The sequence below is a fragment of the Streptomyces mexicanus genome, from assembly GCF_902506575.1.
In the GTDB taxonomy this organism is placed as follows: domain Bacteria; phylum Actinomycetota; class Actinomycetes; order Streptomycetales; family Streptomycetaceae; genus Streptomyces; species Streptomyces mexicanus.
On record NZ_LR732544.1, the window covers coordinates 2,054,982 to 2,071,601 of the forward strand.

Below are 16,620 nucleotides of genomic sequence, written 5' to 3' on the forward strand. Positions count from 1 at the left end.
ACCCGGGATCGGTGCCCCGCCTCCGGCATGAACCCGGGCAGGGCACGGGCGGCACCGATCCCGGGTCCCTTCCCGCGCCGGCCGAGCCGCCCCCAGTCCGACGGCACCCGGTCGGGCGCCGGATAGGCGTCGAACCCGTACAGCCACCGCCCCTTGTCCCCGCCGGTGTCGAACGACCCGGGCATCCAGGAGCCGTCCCGGGCCCTGTCGTCGTGGAACAGCGGCACGTCGATGCCGTCGGCGCGCACCTTCGCGTACAGGTGGGACATGTAGGCGCGGCGGGCGGCGGCGTCCGCGTCGCCGCCGCCGCGCGCGTCGTAGCCGTTCTCGATCTGGTACAGCAGCACCGTCCCGGTGCCCTTGGTGAACAGGTGCCCGGCGGCGATGGCGTTCACCCGGGTCAGCCACTCGTCGACGTGCTTCAGGTACGCCGGGTCGGCGGTCCGCGCGGTGCCGGCGGTGGCGGTGAGCCAGCCGGGGAAGCCGCCGGCGTCGGTGTCGGCGCCGATGTACGGGCCGGGGCGCAGCACGACGTACAGCCCGCACTCGGCGGCCGTGCGCAGGAACAGGCCGAGGTCCCGCACGCCGGTGAAGTCGTACCGTCCGGGCGCGGGGGAGTGGTGGTTCCAGGCCACCTGCACGCTGACGGCGTTGTAGCCGTGGGCGCGCATCTTCTGCAGCACGTCCCGCCACAGGGAGGGGCTGGGCAGCCGGAAGGGGTGCACCTCGCCGGACCACAGCGGCAGCCGCCGACCGTCCACCAGCAGCGAGTACCGGTCGAAGCCGACGGTGTGCCGCCGCCCGTCGGCGGCCGGCACCGGCGGCGGGGGACCCGCGGGCGACTCCCGCGCGGCGTACGCCGACGACGCACCCGAACCGCCACTGCCGCCCAGGGCGAGTCCGAGCGCGGCGGTGCCGGCCAGGGCGCTGAAGGTCCGTCTGCTGAGCGCCAAAGCTGTGCCTCCCGGGCGGATCGTACGGGGCGCGGGTCCCGCCATTGTCCACGGCGCGGGCCCCGGCCTTCCCTCCGGTCCCGGGCTCCACAATGGACCCATGAGGATCTCGGCGCGGGCGGACTACGCGGTACGGGCGGCTCTGGAACTGGCCGTACGGCGGGGCGACGGCCCGGCGGCCCCGGTGACGGCGGAGGCGGTCGCCGCGGAACAGGGCATCCCGCACAAGTTCCTGGAGGGCATCCTCGGCGATCTGCGCCGCGCGGGCCTGGTCACCAGCCGGCGCGGCGGAGGCGGCGGATACACCCTGGCCCGGGAGGCGTCCGCGATCACGGTGGCGGACGTGATCCGCGCGGTGGACGGCCCGATCGTCTCCGTGCGCGGCGAACGCCCCACCGGGCTCACCTACACCGGGTCGGCCGAGCCGCTGCTGCCGCTGTGGATCGCCCTGCGCGCCAATGTCCGGCGGATCCTCGAAGGTGTCACCCTGGCCGACATCGCGTCCGGCGAACTGCCGGAGGAGGTCCGCGGCTTGGCGGCGGACCCGGCCGCCTGGGAGAACCCGTGAGAGCCGGTGAGAACCGGTGAGAGGCCGCGACAAACCTCGAAAGGCCGGGTGAACCGCGAAAGCCCGCGTGAACCCCCGAAAGCCCGCGTGAACCCGCAAGGAGCCGGTCCGCTCGCCGTGCCGGGGCAACCAGGAGGGGCCGCGGACGGTCTCACGTCACATGGGTGATGCTGCGTGGACGCGCGGGAAACGGTGGTACGCGCTTCTGGCGTGCGCCGCGGTGCTGGTGGCCGCCGTGGTGGTGGCGGTGGCGTCGGCGAGGGGCGGCACGGACCGCGCGGGCGGTAGGACGGGAGCGGACCGGGGCGGGCACCCCACCGCCGGGACCGGCAGAACCGCCTGGACGCCCGACCCGCACGGCGGCGACACCTACTCCGGGCAGGGCGTGCTCCGGCTCCGCTCCGCGCCGAACATCTACTACCTGCCCCGGTACAGCTCCTTCCAGCAGGCGCCCTCGGCCCCCGAGTTCCACGTCGTCCTGACGGCGTCGTCGGCCCCGTCCGGCGACAGCGGGAAGCAAGGGGCGACGGGCAAGGGCGCCGTCGGCAGGGTCGAGGCGGCCTTCGACCTGACCGCCTTCCAGGGCAGGGCGGAGATCACCTCCGTGCAGAAGGGATACGGCTGCGTCCGCTCCGGCTACCACGTGAACTGCGCGCTGGGCTCCCTGAAGTTCGGCGAGGGAGCCGACTTCACCCCGTTCTCCGTCCGGCCCAAGCCCGGAACGGCCGCCGGACCGGCCGGGACGGTCACGATGACCGTGCGCGGCGCCAACGCGCCCACCGTCCGGCACACCACCCGCGTGATCTCCGGGTCCCCGCGCCTGACGGCCCGCCCGGACCTCGACAAGCTCACCGAGGTCCCTCCCGGGGGCCGGATGCGGCTCACGCCCGCCTTCGGCAACAAGGGGGACACCGCCGTCGAGGGCGGCATCAGCGTCGTGGTCTCGGCGAACGGGGCCGGCCTGCTGCCCCGGTACGCCAACTGCCGCTACGACAAGGCGACCGGAGCCACGAAGGCGCAGTGCGACTTCCCCGGGCCGCTGCCCGCGGGGGCGGCGTACGAGACCGACGGCCCCCTCACCGCCGTCGCCGACCGCAGCGCGAAGACCGGCACGGTGACCTACACCGTGTGGCGCACGGCCGACGTCGGCTACCTCGCCGCGCTGCCCGCGTCCGCCCCGCACGGCAGCGGGGCGCCGCTGCGGCTGCGCTCCGTCGACGGCAGCGCGTTCACCGGTGACGGCGCGGAACCCGGCGAGCGGGCCGTCGGAGGAGGGCTGTCCTTCGAGACCACGGGGAAGAACGACGTGGAGGCCGTCGGCTTCACCATCAGGGGCCGGGTGGGCCAGGTGGTCGAGGTGACCGTGCCGTACCCGAGGGGCGACGGCTGGACCGACTCCTTCGGGCGGGGCACGATGTGGGTGACCCTCCCGGCGGGCGTCAGCCTGATCGAGGGGCCGCCGCAGGACCACGAGAGCGACATCCCCTACTGCCACCGGGGCCCGCGCACGGACGGCCCCGTGGCCTGCCCCGGCCCGGCCGCGTCGGGCACCGTCCTGCGGGTACGCCTGGACCGGCGCGTCGACGGGGCCCACGGCAGCGTCTCGGTGCGCTCCGACGCCTCCGCCGACCCGGACCGGCGCAACAACCCCGCACCCGTGACGGTGCAGTCCCTCCCGTGAACGGACAGGCGGGGGCGGCCCGGGCGCAAAAGCCCGGGCCGCCCCTGCCTGCGGATCCCTGCCGGGGTCCGGTGGGGGACGTTCAACGCCCCCTGCGGCAGGCGGGCATCACGCGCCGAACGAGTGGATCGTCGTCGTCCGGTACGTCCGGCCCGGGCGCAGCACCGTGGAGGGGAAGGCGGGCCGGTTGGGGGAGTCCGGGAAGTGCTGGGTCTCCAGGGCCAGGCCGTCGCCCTGGCGGTAGGTGCGGCCGGAGGTGCCGACCAGGGTGCCGTCGAGGAAGTTGCCCGAGTAGAACTGCACGCCCGGCTGGTCGGTGGCGATCTTCAGGGTGCGGCCGGAGCCCGGGTCGCGCAGGGTGACGACGTGCACCGGGGCGGCGGTCACGCCCTTGTCGAGGACGAAGTTGTGGTCGTAGCCCTTGGCGGTGACCAGCTGGGGGTGGCCGGTGCGGATGTCCCGGCCGATCGGCTTGGCGCGGGTGAAGTCGAAGGGGGTGCCCGCGACCCTCGCCAGCTCGCCGGTGGGGATCAGACCCGAGTCGGTGGGGGTGTAGCGGCCGGCGGCCAGCCACAGCTCGTGGTCGTAGATGCTGCCGCTGCCCTCGCCCGCGAGGTTGTAGTACGTGTGGTTGGTGAGGTTGACGACGGTCGGCTTGTCGGTGGTGGCCTCGTAGTCGATGCGCCAGTCGCCGTGCCGGGTGAGCGTGTACGTCACCTTCGTCTTCAGCGTGCCGGGGTAGCCCATCTCGCCGTCGACGCTGGTGTAGTACAGGTGCAGGCCGACGTCGGAGCCGGAGGTGAACGGCTCGACGTCCCACACCTTGGTGTTGAAGCCCTGGGCGCCGCCGTGCAGGCTGTTCTCGCCGTCGTTGACGGACAGCTGGTAGCTCTTGCCGTCCAGGGTGAAGCGGCCCTTGGCGATGCGGTTGCCGTAGCGGCCGATGGTGGCGCCGAAGAAGGTGGTGCCGACGACGTACGCCTCCAGGTTGTCGTAGCCGAGGGAGACGTTGGCGTAGCGGCCGTGGCGGTCGGGGATCTCCAGCGACTGCACGATGCCGCCGTAGGAGAGGACCTTCAGGCGGGTGCCGCCGTTGGCCAGCGACCAGCGGTGGACCTTGGTGCCGTCGGCGAGCGTGCCGAAGAGTTCCCTCACCGGCTTCCCGCCTCCCTGTTCGCGGCCGGCCGCCTGGGCCGTGCCGCCCAGCGAGGTCGCGGCCAGGCCCGCGGCCGCGGCGCCCGCGATGACGGTGCGTCTGTTCAGTTCCACGTACAGCTCCTCCTACGAAGCGGGCCCCGCCGTCCGGCGGGGCCCGAGCCGACTCACGAACCGGACTTGCGCTTGTTCCACACGTCGAACCCGACCGCGGCCAGCAGGGCCAGGCCCTTGATGACCTGCTGCCAGTCGGTGCCGACGCTCAGGAGGTTCATGCCGTTGTTCAGCCCGCCGGGGACGAGCCCGCCGATGATGGCGCCGAGGACGGTGCCGACACCGCCGCTCATGGACGCGCCGCCGATGAACGACGAGGCGATCGCCTCGAGTTCGTAGTTGACGCCCGCCTTCGGGGAGGCCGCGTTCAGGCGGGCCGCGACCACCAGGCCCGCCAGGGCCGCGAGCACGCCCATGTTCAGGAACACCTGGAAGGTGACCCGCTTGTCCTTCACACCGGACAGCTTCGCGGCCGGCAGGTTGCCGCCGATGGCGTAGATGTGGCGGCCGAAGACGGCGTTGCGCATGACGTAGCCGTAACCGACCACCAGGACGCCCAGCAGGATCAGGACGATCGGGGCGCCCTTGTAGCTGGCCAGCAGCAGCGTGACCACCAGGACCGCGGCGACCAGGGCGACGAGCTTGAGCGCGAACAGCTTGGCGGGCAGCACGTCCAGGGAGAACTCCTGCTGCCGGCGCCGGTCGCGCACCTCCTGCCACACCACGGAGGCGACGATGACGAGGCCCAGCAGCAGGGTGATGTTGTGGTAGTTGGTGTGCGGGCCGACCTCGGGCAGGAAGCCGTTGCCGGCCTTCTGCAGGCCGTCGGGGAACGGGCCGAGGGTCTGGCCCTTGAGCAGGATCTCCGTCAGTCCGCGGAACAGCAGCATGCCGGCGAGGGTGACGATGAACGACGGTATGCCGAAGTAGGCGATCAGATACCCCTGCACCGCGCCGGCCGCCGCGCCCACCAGCAGGCACAGCAGCACCGCGAGCGGCCAGGCCATGTGATGGCTGACGGTCAGGACGGCCGCGGTCGCCCCGACGAAGGCGGTCAGCGAGCCGACCGACAGGTCGATGTGGCCCGCGATGATCACCAGCATCATGCCGATCGCGAGGATCAGGATGTAGCTGTTCTGCAGGACCAGGTTGGAGACGTTGCGCGGCAGCAGCAGGTCGCCGCCGGTCCACGCCTCGAACAGGACGACGATCAGACCGAGCGCGATCAGCATGCCGTACTGGCGCATGTTGCGGCGCAGCCCGTTCAGCATCACCTGGAGCAGACCGCCGCCGGCGGCCGCTCCGCTGCCGCCCGGCGGCGCGGGGGCCGGGCTCTTGGCGGTCACATCCGTGCTCATCGCGTTACCTCTTTGTCCTTTGTCATATGGCGCATCAGCACTTCCTGGGTGGCCTCGGCCCGCGATACCTCACCGGTCAGCCGTCCGGCGGCCATCGTGTAGATGCGGTCGCACATGCCGAGCAGTTCGGGCAGCTCGGAGGAGATGAAGACGACCGCCTTGCCCTGCGCGGCCAGCTGGTCGATGACCGTGTAGATCTCGTACTTGGCGCCCACGTCGATGCCGCGCGTGGGCTCGTCCAGGATCAGCACGTCCGGACCCGCGAAGATCCACTTGCTGAGGACGACCTTCTGCTGGTTGCCGCCCGACAGCTTGCCGACCGGCTCGAACACGGTGGGCGCCTTGATGTTCATGGAGGTGCGGAAGCCCTCGGCGACCTGCCGCTCCTCGTGCTCGTCCACCACGCCCCGCTTGGCGACCTTGCGCAGCGCGGTCAGGGAGATGTTGCGGTTGATGGTGTCGATGAGGTTCAGGCCGTAGTGCTTGCGGTCCTCGGTGACGTACGCGATGCCGTGCCCGACCGCCTCCGAGACGGTCCGGGTGCGGATCTCCCGGCCGTCCTTGAGGACCGTGCCGCCCGCGTACCGGCCGTAGGCGCGGCCGAAGACGCTCATCGCCAGCTCCGTGCGGCCGGCGCCCATCAGGCCGGCGATCCCGACGATCTCCCCGCGCCGCACCTGCAGCGAGACGTCGTCGACGACCTTGCGCTGCTGGTCGATCGGGTGGAACACGGTCCAGTTGCGGATCTCCAGCGCCGGCGCCTCCCCCTCCTCGGGCCGGTGCGGGGTGCGCTCGGGGAAGCGGTGGTCCAGGTCGCGGCCCACCATGCCGGCGATGATCCGCTCCTCGGTGGTCCCGGGCGCCTTGACGTCGAGGGTCTCGATGGTGCGCCCGTCGCGCAGGATGGTCACCGAGTCGGCGACCTTGCGGATCTCGTTCAGCTTGTGGGAGATGATGATCGAGGTGATGCCCTGGTTCTTCAGCTCCAGGATGAGGTCGAGGAGCTTGTCGCTGTCCTCGTCGTTCAGGGCGGCCGTCGGCTCGTCCAGGATGAGCAGCTTCACGGACTTCGACAGCGCCTTGGCGATCTCCACCAGCTGCTGCTTGCCCACGCCGATGTCCGCGACCCGGGTCTCGGGGTGCTCGTCCAGGCCGACCCGGCGCAGCAGCTCGGTGGCGTGCTTGAGGGTGTCGTTCCAGTCGATGAACCCGCGCCGGGCGTGTTCGTTGCCGAGGAAGATGTTCTCCGCGATGGACAGGAACGGCACCAGCGCCAGCTCCTGGTGGATGATGACGATGCCGCGCTGCTCGCTGGCCCGGATGTCCTTGAAGTGGCAGACCTCCCCCTCGAAGAGGATCTCACCCTCGTAGGTGCCGTGCGGATGGACGCCGGAGAGCACCTTCATCAGGGTGGACTTCCCGGCGCCGTTCTCCCCGCAGATGGCGTGGACCTCGCCCTGACGGACGGTCAAGGTGACGTCCGACAGCGCTTTGACACCGGGAAAGGTCTTGACGATCGAGCGCATTTCCAGGACGGGTCCCGCCATGGTCGTGCCTTCCAGTCGGTGGTTCGGTGGGTGCGGCGGCCGCTTGCGGCCGGGACTAGCCCTTGAGCTGCGCGTCGGTGTAGTAGCCGCCCTTGACCAGGACCTCTTCGTAGTTGCTCTTGTCGACGCTGACCGGCTGCAGCAGGTACGAGGGCACCACCTTGGCGCCGTTGTCGTACGACTTGGTGTCGTTGACCTCGGGCTTCTTGCCCTTGAGCATGTCGTCGACCATGGTCGAGGCCACCTGGGCGAGCTTGCGCAGGTCCTTGTAGACGGTCTGCGTCTGCTGGCCGGCGATGATCGACTTCACCGAGGCCAGCTCGGCGTCCTGCCCGGTGATCACCGGCAGCGGCTTGCTGCCCGAGCCGTAGCCGTCGGACTTCAGCGCGGAGAGCACACCGATGGAGATGCCGTCGTAGGGCGAGAGGACCGCGTCCACCTTGGCGCTCTTGTAGGCGGAGGTGAGGATGTCGTCCATGCGCCGCTGGGCGGTGGCGCCGTCCCAGCGCAGGGTGGTGACCTGGTTGAGCTGCGTCTGCCCGGACCTGACGACCAGCTTCTTGCTGTCCAGGTAGGGCTTGAGGACGCTCATGGCGCCGTTGAAGAAGTACTTGGTGTTGTTGTCGTCGTTGGAGCCGGCGAACAGCTCGATGTTGAAGGGGCCCTTGCCCTCCTTCAGGCCCAGCTTGTCGACGATGTAGCTGGCCTGCAGCCTGCCGACCTTCTCGTTGTCGAAGGAGGCGTAGTAGTCGACGTTCTTGGTGCCGAGGATCAGCCGGTCGTAGGAGATGACCGGGATGTTCGCGTCCTTGGCCTCCTGCAGCACGTTGTTCAGCGACTTGTTGTCGATGGCCGCGATGATCAGGCCCTTGACGCCCTGGGTGATCAGGTTCTCGATCTGGGAGACCTGGGTGTCCGGGTCGTCCTCGCCGAAGACGAGCTTGGTCTTGTAGCCCTTGGCCTGCAGGTCCTTGACGACGTTGTTGCCGTCGGAGATCCACCGCTCGGAGGACTTGGTCGGCATCGCGATGCCGATGGTGGCGCCCTTGACGTCGCCCGACTTCTCCTTGCTGCCGCCCTCGCTGTTCTGACCGCAGGCGGACAGGGACAGGGCGAGGCAGGCGGCTGAAGCCATCGCGGCGAGTGCGGCTCGGCGGTTGCGCATGGTCATCATCCTTGAGGTGTGTGCGAGGTCGGTCCGGCGGCGCCCGGGCGGGTGCCTGGCGGTGCGGAGCGCTGCGGGGTGGTGCGCGGTGGTGCGGTGGGTGGTGCTGACGTGGTGCCGGGGGAGCGCGAGCGGTGCCGGTGGTGCGAGGTGGTGCGCGAGCGGTGCCGGTGGTGCGCGGTGGTGCACCGATGGTGCGGGACGCGGTGCGGTGAGGGACCCGGACCGGTTGTGTGGGATTGTGCGCGGTCGTGTCGTGTTCTGTGAAGCTCAGTTTCCGGAACGTTATGCCGGTGTGTCGAAGCGCCGCAGGGAGCCCGGCAGTCGGGAGCCGAGCGGTGCCATGTGCCCGGCCGCCCCGTGCCGTTCGAGCAGATCCAGCGCGAGCCGGCCGCGCCGCACCCGCTCCCGGGCGGTCGCCAGCGTCACGTCCCGCAGGTGGTGCCCGTACGGGTAGATCCCCGGCGCCTTGGACAGGCCGAACTTCAGATACAGCGGCGCCCCGCGCCGGATCAGCTCCGCCACCTCGTACATCCGCACATAGCCGCCCAGATCGTCCGGGGCCTCGATGTACATGTCCATCGGCGCGCCCGACACCCGCCGGATCTCGGTGAGGTGATCCAGCGTCAGGTCGCTGGGCACGTTGATGGAGTCGGCGCCCAGCCGCTCGTAGACGGCGAACGACGCCGGGTTCACCGGGCCGATCAGCGCGGACACCTTCAGCGTGGTGTCGGCCGGGATGAGACCCGCGATCCGCGCCCGGTGCAGCGTCCACAGCACGCCCTCGTCGGCGACCAGCAGGCACTTCACGCCCAGCTCGGTGGCGCGCAGCGCGTCCTCCACGCACCCGGCGACCGCGTCGTGGCCCCGGGCCCGAAGGCCCGCGCCGCGCGAGTCCGAGCGCACCGAGCCACCGGTGTCCCAGGTGCCGCGCGGCCCGGTGAACAGGCACAGTTCGATGTCCCGTTCGGCGGTCGCCTCGACCATCTCGGTGATCTCGGCGTCGGTCAGCATCCACACGCCGCTGCCCTGGCTGATCCGGTGGATGGGGACGTCGAGCCGCGCGGACTCCTTCAGCACCACCGACAGCGCCTCGGGCCCCTCGCAGGAGGGGATCTCGGTGCGCCAGCGGCCCCCGTCGGGGAAGGAGTGCGCGGAGGCGTCGGCGGGGTCGAGGGCGGGGGCACCCAGGCCGAGCGCGGTGAGCACCTGCTCACCGGGCCTGCGCGGTGCCGTGGCGGATGCGTCGGTCACAAGCTGTCCTTCGGGTCGGCAAGCCGCGTACGGCGCCCTCCGGATGTTCGGGATACCGGACGGGGTTCGCGGCTCAAGGTGTGGAAAACGACGGGGTGGTGCGCCGGCCGCGGCGCGTCGGGCGCGGCCGCGGCCGGCGCACGCTCAGGGGCGGAGCAGCACCTTGCCCACCTTGGGATCCTGGGCTCCGACCAGGTCGATGGCGCGGGAGAAGTCGGCGAGCGGCAGCTCGTGGGTGACCAGCGGCAGCGGGTCGAGCAGCCCGGCGGCGAACACCCGCACCGTGTGCGCCCAGGCGTCCGGCGGCGCGCCGAACACGGTGTGCACCTCCAGCTGCCGCACGACCAGGTCCGTCGGGTCCAGCCCGTCGGCGCCCGGCGCCGGGATGCCGGTGAGGACCAGGCGCCCGCCGCGCCGCGGCAGCCCGGCCGCGGTGCGCGCGGCCGAGGCGGACCCGGCGGGCTCGATGACGACGTCGAGGGCGTCGGGCAACTGCTCGTCCCTGGTGCGGAAGTCGGTGGCACCGAAGCGGCGGGACAGCTCCTCGCGGTCCCGGCGGGTGCCGACCACCAGCAGCTCGGCCGGGCTGACGGCCTTGAGGAACTGCACGGCGAACATCCCGAGGGTGCCGGTGCCGACCACCGCCACCCGCTCGCCGGGGCGGGCCCGGGCCTTCAGGGCGGCGGCCGCGACGCAGGCGGCCGGCTCCAGCAGGGCGGCGGCGCTCAGGTCGGCGTCGTCCGGCAGCACGTGCAGCAGCCGGGCCGGCAGGGTGAGGGTGGGCGCCATGGCGCCGGGCTCGGTGAAGCCGGTCTCCTCGTACCCCGCGGCGCACAGCGTGGTCTCGCCGGCGTGGCAGCGGTCGCAGACCTGGCAGTTGCGGAACCCCTCGCCGACGACCTTGCGGCCCACCAGCGTGCCGGGCACCCCCGCGCCCACCTGCCGCACCGTCCCGGACCACTCGTGGCCCGGGGGGAGCGGGTAGCGGACGTATCCCTCGGGCCGGTTGCCCTGGTACACCTCGCGGTCGCTGCCGCAGATCCCGACGGCGTGCACGGCGACCAGCGCCTCGCCGGGGCCGGGCTCGCGCGGGGTGTGCGGCGCGAGCCGGTGCCGGCCCGGCGCCTCCACGACGACGGCGCTGCTCACCGCTTGGCCTCGGGGTTGCGCTTCTCCCAGCCCTCGGCCCACAGGTCGAAGTGGGCCCGCTGCTGCGGGAACTCGGCCGCCGCGTCCACGTCCAGCTCCACGCCCAGGCCCGGGGCGTCGGAGAGGTGGAAGCAGCCGTCCTCCGGGTCCACCTGCGGGGCGCCCTTGACGACCTTCTTGATCTCCGCGTCCGCGAAGTCGTTGAAGTGCTCCAGGATCTTGAAGTTGGGGGAGGTGAAGCCGACCTGGAGGGAGGCGGCGGTCAGCACGGACCCGCCGACGTTGTGCGGGGCGACGAGCATGTAGTGGGTCTCGGCGGTGGCGGCCAGCTTGCGGGTCTCCCAGATGCCGCCGATGTGGCCGACGTCCGGCTGGATGATGTCCACGGCCTGGTTCTCGAACAGCTCGCGGAACTCGATCCGGTCGTGGATGCGCTCGCCGGTGGCCACCGGCAGGTCCACCTTCTCGGCGACCTTCTTCAGCGCCTTGAGGTTCTCCGGCGGCACCGGCTCCTCCAGCCAGGCCGGCCGGTACGGCGCCATCTCCTTGGCCAGCCGGACGGCGGTCGCGGGGGAGAAGCGGCCGTGCATCTCCAGCATCAGCTCGGCGTCCGGGCCGATGGCGTCCCGTACGGCCTCGATGAGCGAGACGGCGTACACGGTCTCCTGGTGGTCCAGCTCGAAGTGCCCGGTGCCGAACGGGTCGATCTTCAGCGCCCGGTACCCGCGCTCCATGACCTGCTGCGCGGCCTTGTGGTACGCCTCCGGGGTGCGCTCGGTGGTGTACCAGCCGTTGGCGTACGCCTTGACCTTGTCCGTCACCTTCCCGCCGAGCAGCTGCCACACCGGCACGCCCAGGGCCTTGCCCTTGATGTCCCAGCAGGCCATCTCGACGACCGCGATGCCGGACATGACGATCTCGCCGGCCCGGCCGTAGTCGCCGTACTTCATCCGCTTGACGAGGTCTTCCACGGCGAACGGGTCGGAGCCCAGAATGTGGTTCTGCTCCGCTTCCTTGAGATAGCCGAGGAGGGCGTCGGTGTGCCCGAGCATCCGGGTCTCGCCGACTCCCGTGATCCCCTCGTCGGTGTGCACCTGGACGTAGGTCAGGTTGCGCCACGGCGTCCCGACCACGTGCGTGCTGATTCCGGTGATGCGCACGGCAGTTGCCCCTCAGCTGTACGGTTGACTGGTTCGTGTCGTTCGATATTTCGTCACGCGTTCGAAATGCTGGCGTGACAGTAAGGAGGGGGCGCCGGGGGTGTCAATGGGTCGAACAGGTAACGGTTTCGGCAAGGCCCGCAGGGCGCCCGCCGCGCGCGCGGGAAACCTTTGCGCAAACCTTCACAGAACCCGTCACGGACGGGCCTGGGAGCGCCCGCCGCCGGGAACTTAGTCTTCCCGCGTCATGGACGACTACTGCGCCCCGTGCCGACGGCACCTCGACGGCGCCCTCGCCTGCCCGGGCTGCGGAACCCCCGCCGACGCGCTCCCGGCCCGTCCCGCGCGGGTCCAACCCGCCGCCGTAGCAGGAGAGTTGGGGCAGGCGGGGGACGCGGGCGGGGGCAGCGGCCCGGCGGAACCGGCCGGCCGGGCCGAGCGCCGCCGGGCGCAGGGCCGGGGGCGGGATCCGCCGTCGCGCCGCCCTCGGAAGCCGGCGGCTGAGGCAGCCGGGTGTCGCCGGTCACCGGCGGGCCGCCGGCCTGCGCGGGCTCCTCCGTCCGGTGCGTCTCGTCGCTGCCGGCCGCTTCGGGGGGCGCCGGTACGGCGTCCTGCGTCTGCCGGGGTGCCGGCGTTGCGTGCGGGCCGACCCCGCAGTCCGGGCGGGGCGCGCGGGCCGGGTCGGACGCGTGGACCGGGCCGGGCGCGTGCGGGGGACGCTCGGGGTGCGCCGTGCGCGGCGGGCCGTCGGCGGCCACCGGGTGGGCCGCGCCGCGGGCGACCGCCTCGTGGACGGTGCGCGCCAGGTCGTGGGCCCGGTGCAGCCCACGGTCGGTGAGGAGTTCGGCGAGGCCGCCGGCGTATCCCTGGCCGACGGCCCGTACCTTCCAGGCGCCCTGTCTGCGGTACAGCTCCAGGGCGATCACGGCCGACTCGGCGTCCAGTCCGGTGAGGGTGTAGCCGGCGAGTTCGGTGCCGTCCGGACCGGCGACCGACACGAAGGGCGCGGCGACCGCGCCGAACCGGGTCGGGCCTCCACCGCCGCCGGGCAGGACTCCGCCGGGCAGGACGAGAAGCACTTCGACGCGGTGCACGGCCTGGTCCATCGCGTCCAGGTCGACGGCGATGCGGTGGGTGGCGGACGCCTGCCGGGGCACTTGCAGACCGGGCAGGCAGGGGGCGCCGGGGTGCGCCACGCCGTCAGGGGCCGCCACCCTGCCGCGGTCGTCAGCGGTCGCGGCCAGGGCGAGGAGCGGTGTGCCCGCCGAGACGCGGATCTGCAGGCACGGCTGGGTGAGCGGGTGGTTCTGCCCCCGCACCAGCTCGGCGGTCATCCCCCTGCCCCCCTGTGCCTGTGCCGTGTGGTGTGCGCGGTGCCGGCCGGCCCGTCCTAGAGGTGCGGAAGGATGGCGGGCATCAGGTCCTGGAAGGTGCGGCCGTTGGCGGGGACGCCGAGGGCCGTCATCGTCCAGCCGGTCCCGGCGCGGTGCACCTTCGCCATGACCTGGGCGGTGTAGTTGCCGCCGCCGGCCAGGGTGTAGCGGGCGAGTTCCTGGCCGTTGGTCTCGTCGATGAGGCGGCAGAACGCGTTCTGCACTTCCTGGAAGGTCTGGCCCGTGAAGGAGTTCACGGTGAAGACGATCTGGTCGATGTGGACCGGCACGCGCTGCAGGTCGACGAGGATCGCCTCGTCGTCGCCGCCCTGTCCGGCACCGCCGACGAGGTTGTCACCGGTGTGGCGCACGGAGCCGTCATCGCTCACCAGGTGGCGGAAGAAGACGACGTCGACCGGCTGCTTGTCGGCGAACAGCACCGCGGAGGCGTCCAGGTCGATCTCCCGGGTCCGCGAGCCGAACAGGCCGCGGCGGGGCGCCGCCTGCCAGCCGAGACCCATGCGGACCGCGGACAGGCTGCCCCCGTCGTTCTTCTGCAGGCTGATGGCCTGGCCCTTGGTCAAATTGACGGACACGGCTGCTTCCCCTCTCGGACTGCTCCCCTGTTGCCGCGCTGAACGCGGTTGATCAGCACCCTACGCACCGGCACTGACATCGCCGCCGCCCGGTTCGGACTTTGTGGCGGTCTTGCAACACAGCGCGTACGCCAGTACGCGAGGGTCCCGGTCGGTGGACCGGGACCCTTCGGCGGGATCAGGCGCCCCTTCGACCGGGATCAGGCCAGGCCGGCCTCCCGCATCTGGCGCAGCTCCTTCTTCATCTCGGCGACCTCGTCGCGCAGCCGGGCCGCCACCTCGAACTGCAGCTCGGCCGCGGCGGCGCGCATCCGCTCGGTCATCTCCTCGATCTGCTCGGCGAGCTGGGCTGCGGGACGGTCGGTGGGCACCGTCTCCTTCGCCTTGCCCTTGGCGGCCTTCGCGCCCTTGCCGCCCTTGACCGCGTGCTCGGCGAGCGAGGGCACGGGTGCCTTGGCGCCCTTGCCGTCCTTGCCCTTGCGGTAGCCGGTGCCGAGCAGCTGCTCGGTGTCGACCTCCTCGCGGGCGATCTGCGCGACGATGTCGTTGATCTTCTTGCGCAGTGGCTGCGGGTCGATGCCGTTGGCCTTGTTGTAGGCGATCTGCTTCTCCCGGCGGCGGTTGGTCTCCTCGATGGCCCTCTCCATCGCCGGGGTGATCTTGTCGGCGTACATGTGGACCTGGCCGGAGACGTTGCGCGCCGCGCGGCCGATGGTCTGGATGAGCGAGGTGCCCGAGCGCAGGAAGCCCTCCTTGTCGGCGTCCAGGATCGCCACCAGGGACACCTCGGGCAGGTCCAGGCCCTCGCGCAGCAGGTTGATGCCGACCAGGACGTCGTACTCGCCGGAGCGCAGCTCGCGCAGCAGCTCGACGCGGCGCAGCGTGTCGACGTCGCTGTGCAGGTAGCGGACCTGGATGCCGAGTTCCACGAAGTAGTCGGTGAGGTCCTCGGCCATCTTCTTGGTGAGCGTGGTGACCAGGACGCGCTCGTCCTTCTCCACCCGCTTGCGGATCTCGTGCACGAGGTCGTCGATCTGGCCCTCGGTGGGCTTGACGACGACCTCGGGGTCCACCAGACCGGTGGGCCGGATGATCTGCTCGACCTGGCCGTTCGAGCGCGACAGCTCGTACGGGCCCGGGGTCGCCGAGAGATAGACCGTCTGCCCGATCCGCTCCTGGAACTCCTCCCACTTCAGCGGGCGGTTGTCCAGGGCGGAGGGCAGCCGGAAGCCGTGCTCGACGAGGGTGCGCTTGCGGGAGGCGTCGCCCTCGTACATCGCGCCGATCTGGGGCACGGTCACGTGCGACTCGTCGATGACGAGCAGGAAGTCCTCGGGGAAGTAGTCGAGCAGGGTGTTGGGCGGGGTGCCGGGCGCGCGGTCGTCGAAGTGCATCGAGTAGTTCTCCACGCCGGAGCAGGTGCCGATCTGGCGGAGCATCTCGATGTCGTAGGTGGTGCGCATCCGCAGCCGCTGGGCCTCCAGCAGCTTGCCCTGCTTCTCCAGCTCGGCCAGGCGCTCCTTGAGTTCCTCCTCGATGCCGCGGATCGCCCGCTCCATGCGCTCGGGACCGGCGATGTAGTGCGAGGCCGGGAACACATACAGCTGCCGGTCGTCGCTGATGATCTCGCCGGTGATCGGGTGCAGTGTGGACAGCGCCTCGATCTCGTCGCCGAACATCTCGATGCGGACGGCCAGCTCCTCGTAGACCGGGAAGATCTCGATGGTGTCGCCGCGCACCCGGAACGTGCCGCGGGTGAAGGCCATGTCGTTGCGCGTGTACTGGATGTCCACGAAACGGCGCAGCAGGTCGTCGCGGTCGATCTCGTCACCGACGCGGAGCGGGACCATGCGGTCCACGTACTCCTGCGGGGTGCCCAGGCCGTAGATGCAGGAGACGGAGGCGACCACGACGACGTCGCGGCGGGTGAGCAGCGAGTTGGTCGCGGAGTGGCGCAGCCGCTCGACCTCCTCGTTGATCGAGGAATCCTTCTCGATGTAGGTGTCCGACTGCGGGACGTAGGCCTCGGGCTGGTAGTAGTCGTAGTACGAGACGAAGTACTCGACGGCGTTGTTGGGCAGCAGTTCGCGGAACTCGTTGGCCAGCTGCGCGGCCAGCGTCTTGTTCGGCGCCATGACGAGCGTGGGGCGCTGCAGCTTCTCGATCATCCACGCGGTGGTGGCGGACTTGCCGGTGCCGGTGGCGCCGAGCAGTACGACGTCCTTCTCGCCCGCCTGGATGCGCCGGGCGAGTTCTTCGATGGCCTGGGGCTGGTCGCCGCTGGGCCGGTAGGGGCTGACGACCTCGAAGGGCGCCACCGTGCGTTCGATGTGGGAAACGGGCCGCATGTCATCCACCGTACGACCCACCACTGACAACGGGGTCGGATCAGCCGGAACGGGGCGGCATGGCCCGCGGGCGGCCCGGCAGGCGCTCGGCATCGGGCCGGTGGGCGGCCGGGCGTATCGGCATCGGGTCGGGTCCGGGTCCGGGTCGGGTCCGGGTCCGGGGCGGGGCCCGCCCCCCGTCAGCGGCCCCGCGGGGGACGCCCGCCCGCCCGGCGGCGGGTCGCCGCCGTGGGCCGCGCGGCGGCGCGTCCGACCGCCG

12 protein-coding genes and 1 pseudogene are annotated in these 16,620 nt (G+C 71.6%); 2 read left to right on the plus strand and 11 right to left on the minus strand.

All coding sequences use genetic code 11. The annotated features are described in order from the left end of the window. Positions 1-953 (minus strand): beta-galactosidase (locus GV126_RS09235; RefSeq protein ID WP_201299819.1); only part of this gene is annotated, 953 nt, incomplete at its 3' end. A gap of 100 nt (positions 954-1,053) precedes the next feature. On the opposite strand from GV126_RS09235, the gene GV126_RS09240 reads away from it, so the two are divergent. Together GV126_RS09240 and GV126_RS09245 are read left to right on the plus strand one after the other, a co-directional pair. Then, positions 1,054-1,521 (plus strand): RrF2 family transcriptional regulator, encoded by a 468-nt coding sequence (locus GV126_RS09240; protein ID WP_159664351.1) that lies wholly within the window; start codon positions 1,054-1,056, stop codon positions 1,519-1,521. 160 nt (positions 1,522-1,681) lie between these two features. Further along, positions 1,682-3,202 (plus strand): hypothetical protein, encoded by a 1,521-nt coding sequence (locus GV126_RS09245; protein ID WP_159664353.1) that lies wholly within the window; start codon positions 1,682-1,684, stop codon positions 3,200-3,202. 108 nt (positions 3,203-3,310) lie between these two features. Here the strand turns inward: GV126_RS09245 and GV126_RS09250 are convergent, their stop codons facing one another. The 10 genes and pseudogenes from GV126_RS09250 to uvrB form a co-directional block, all read right to left on the minus strand. After that, the gene (locus GV126_RS09250) at positions 3,311-4,471 is read right to left on the minus strand and encodes an aldose epimerase family protein (protein ID WP_159664355.1); all 1,161 of its coding nucleotides are present in this window, start codon (positions 4,469-4,471) and stop codon (positions 3,311-3,313) included. 53 nt (positions 4,472-4,524) lie between these two features. Beyond that, on the minus strand, positions 4,525-5,769 hold the full coding sequence (mmsB, locus tag GV126_RS09255) for a multiple monosaccharide ABC transporter permease (protein WP_159664357.1): 1,245 nt from the start codon (positions 5,767-5,769) through the stop codon (positions 4,525-4,527). Continuing rightward, positions 5,766-7,316 (minus strand): multiple monosaccharide ABC transporter ATP-binding protein, encoded by a 1,551-nt coding sequence (mmsA, locus tag GV126_RS09260; RefSeq protein WP_159664359.1) that lies wholly within the window; start codon positions 7,314-7,316, stop codon positions 5,766-5,768. Before mmsA ends, mmsB begins: the two co-directional genes overlap by 4 nt. Positions 7,317-7,371: 55 nt before the next feature. After that, positions 7,372-8,481, minus strand: coding sequence for a multiple monosaccharide ABC transporter substrate-binding protein (chvE, locus tag GV126_RS09265; protein ID WP_159664361.1), 1,110 nt, complete (start codon positions 8,479-8,481; stop codon positions 7,372-7,374). Between the two features lie 285 nt (positions 8,482-8,766). Beyond that, positions 8,767-9,735, minus strand: coding sequence for a hypothetical protein (locus GV126_RS09270; protein ID WP_159664362.1), 969 nt, complete (start codon positions 9,733-9,735; stop codon positions 8,767-8,769). Between the two features lie 144 nt (positions 9,736-9,879). Continuing rightward, on the minus strand, positions 9,880-10,884 hold the full coding sequence (locus tag GV126_RS09275) for a zinc-dependent alcohol dehydrogenase (RefSeq protein WP_159664363.1): 1,005 nt from the start codon (positions 10,882-10,884) through the stop codon (positions 9,880-9,882). After that, the gene (locus GV126_RS09280; protein WP_159664364.1) at positions 10,881-12,044 is read right to left on the minus strand and encodes a mandelate racemase/muconate lactonizing enzyme family protein; all 1,164 of its coding nucleotides are present in this window, start codon (positions 12,042-12,044) and stop codon (positions 10,881-10,883) included. Before GV126_RS09280 ends, GV126_RS09275 begins: the two co-directional genes overlap by 4 nt. A gap of 530 nt (positions 12,045-12,574) precedes the next feature. After that, positions 12,575-13,378, minus strand: a pseudogene (locus GV126_RS09290) (TerD family protein); the annotation flags it as partial. Between the two features lie 56 nt (positions 13,379-13,434). Beyond that, a complete protein-coding gene (locus GV126_RS09295; RefSeq protein ID WP_028422618.1) occupies positions 13,435-14,013 on the minus strand; it encodes a TerD family protein in 579 nt (192 codons plus the stop codon). 200 nt (positions 14,014-14,213) lie between these two features. Next, positions 14,214-16,361, minus strand: coding sequence for an excinuclease ABC subunit UvrB (gene uvrB / locus GV126_RS09300; RefSeq protein ID WP_159664367.1), 2,148 nt, complete (start codon positions 16,359-16,361; stop codon positions 14,214-14,216). Positions 16,362-16,620: the final 259 nt, after the last annotated feature.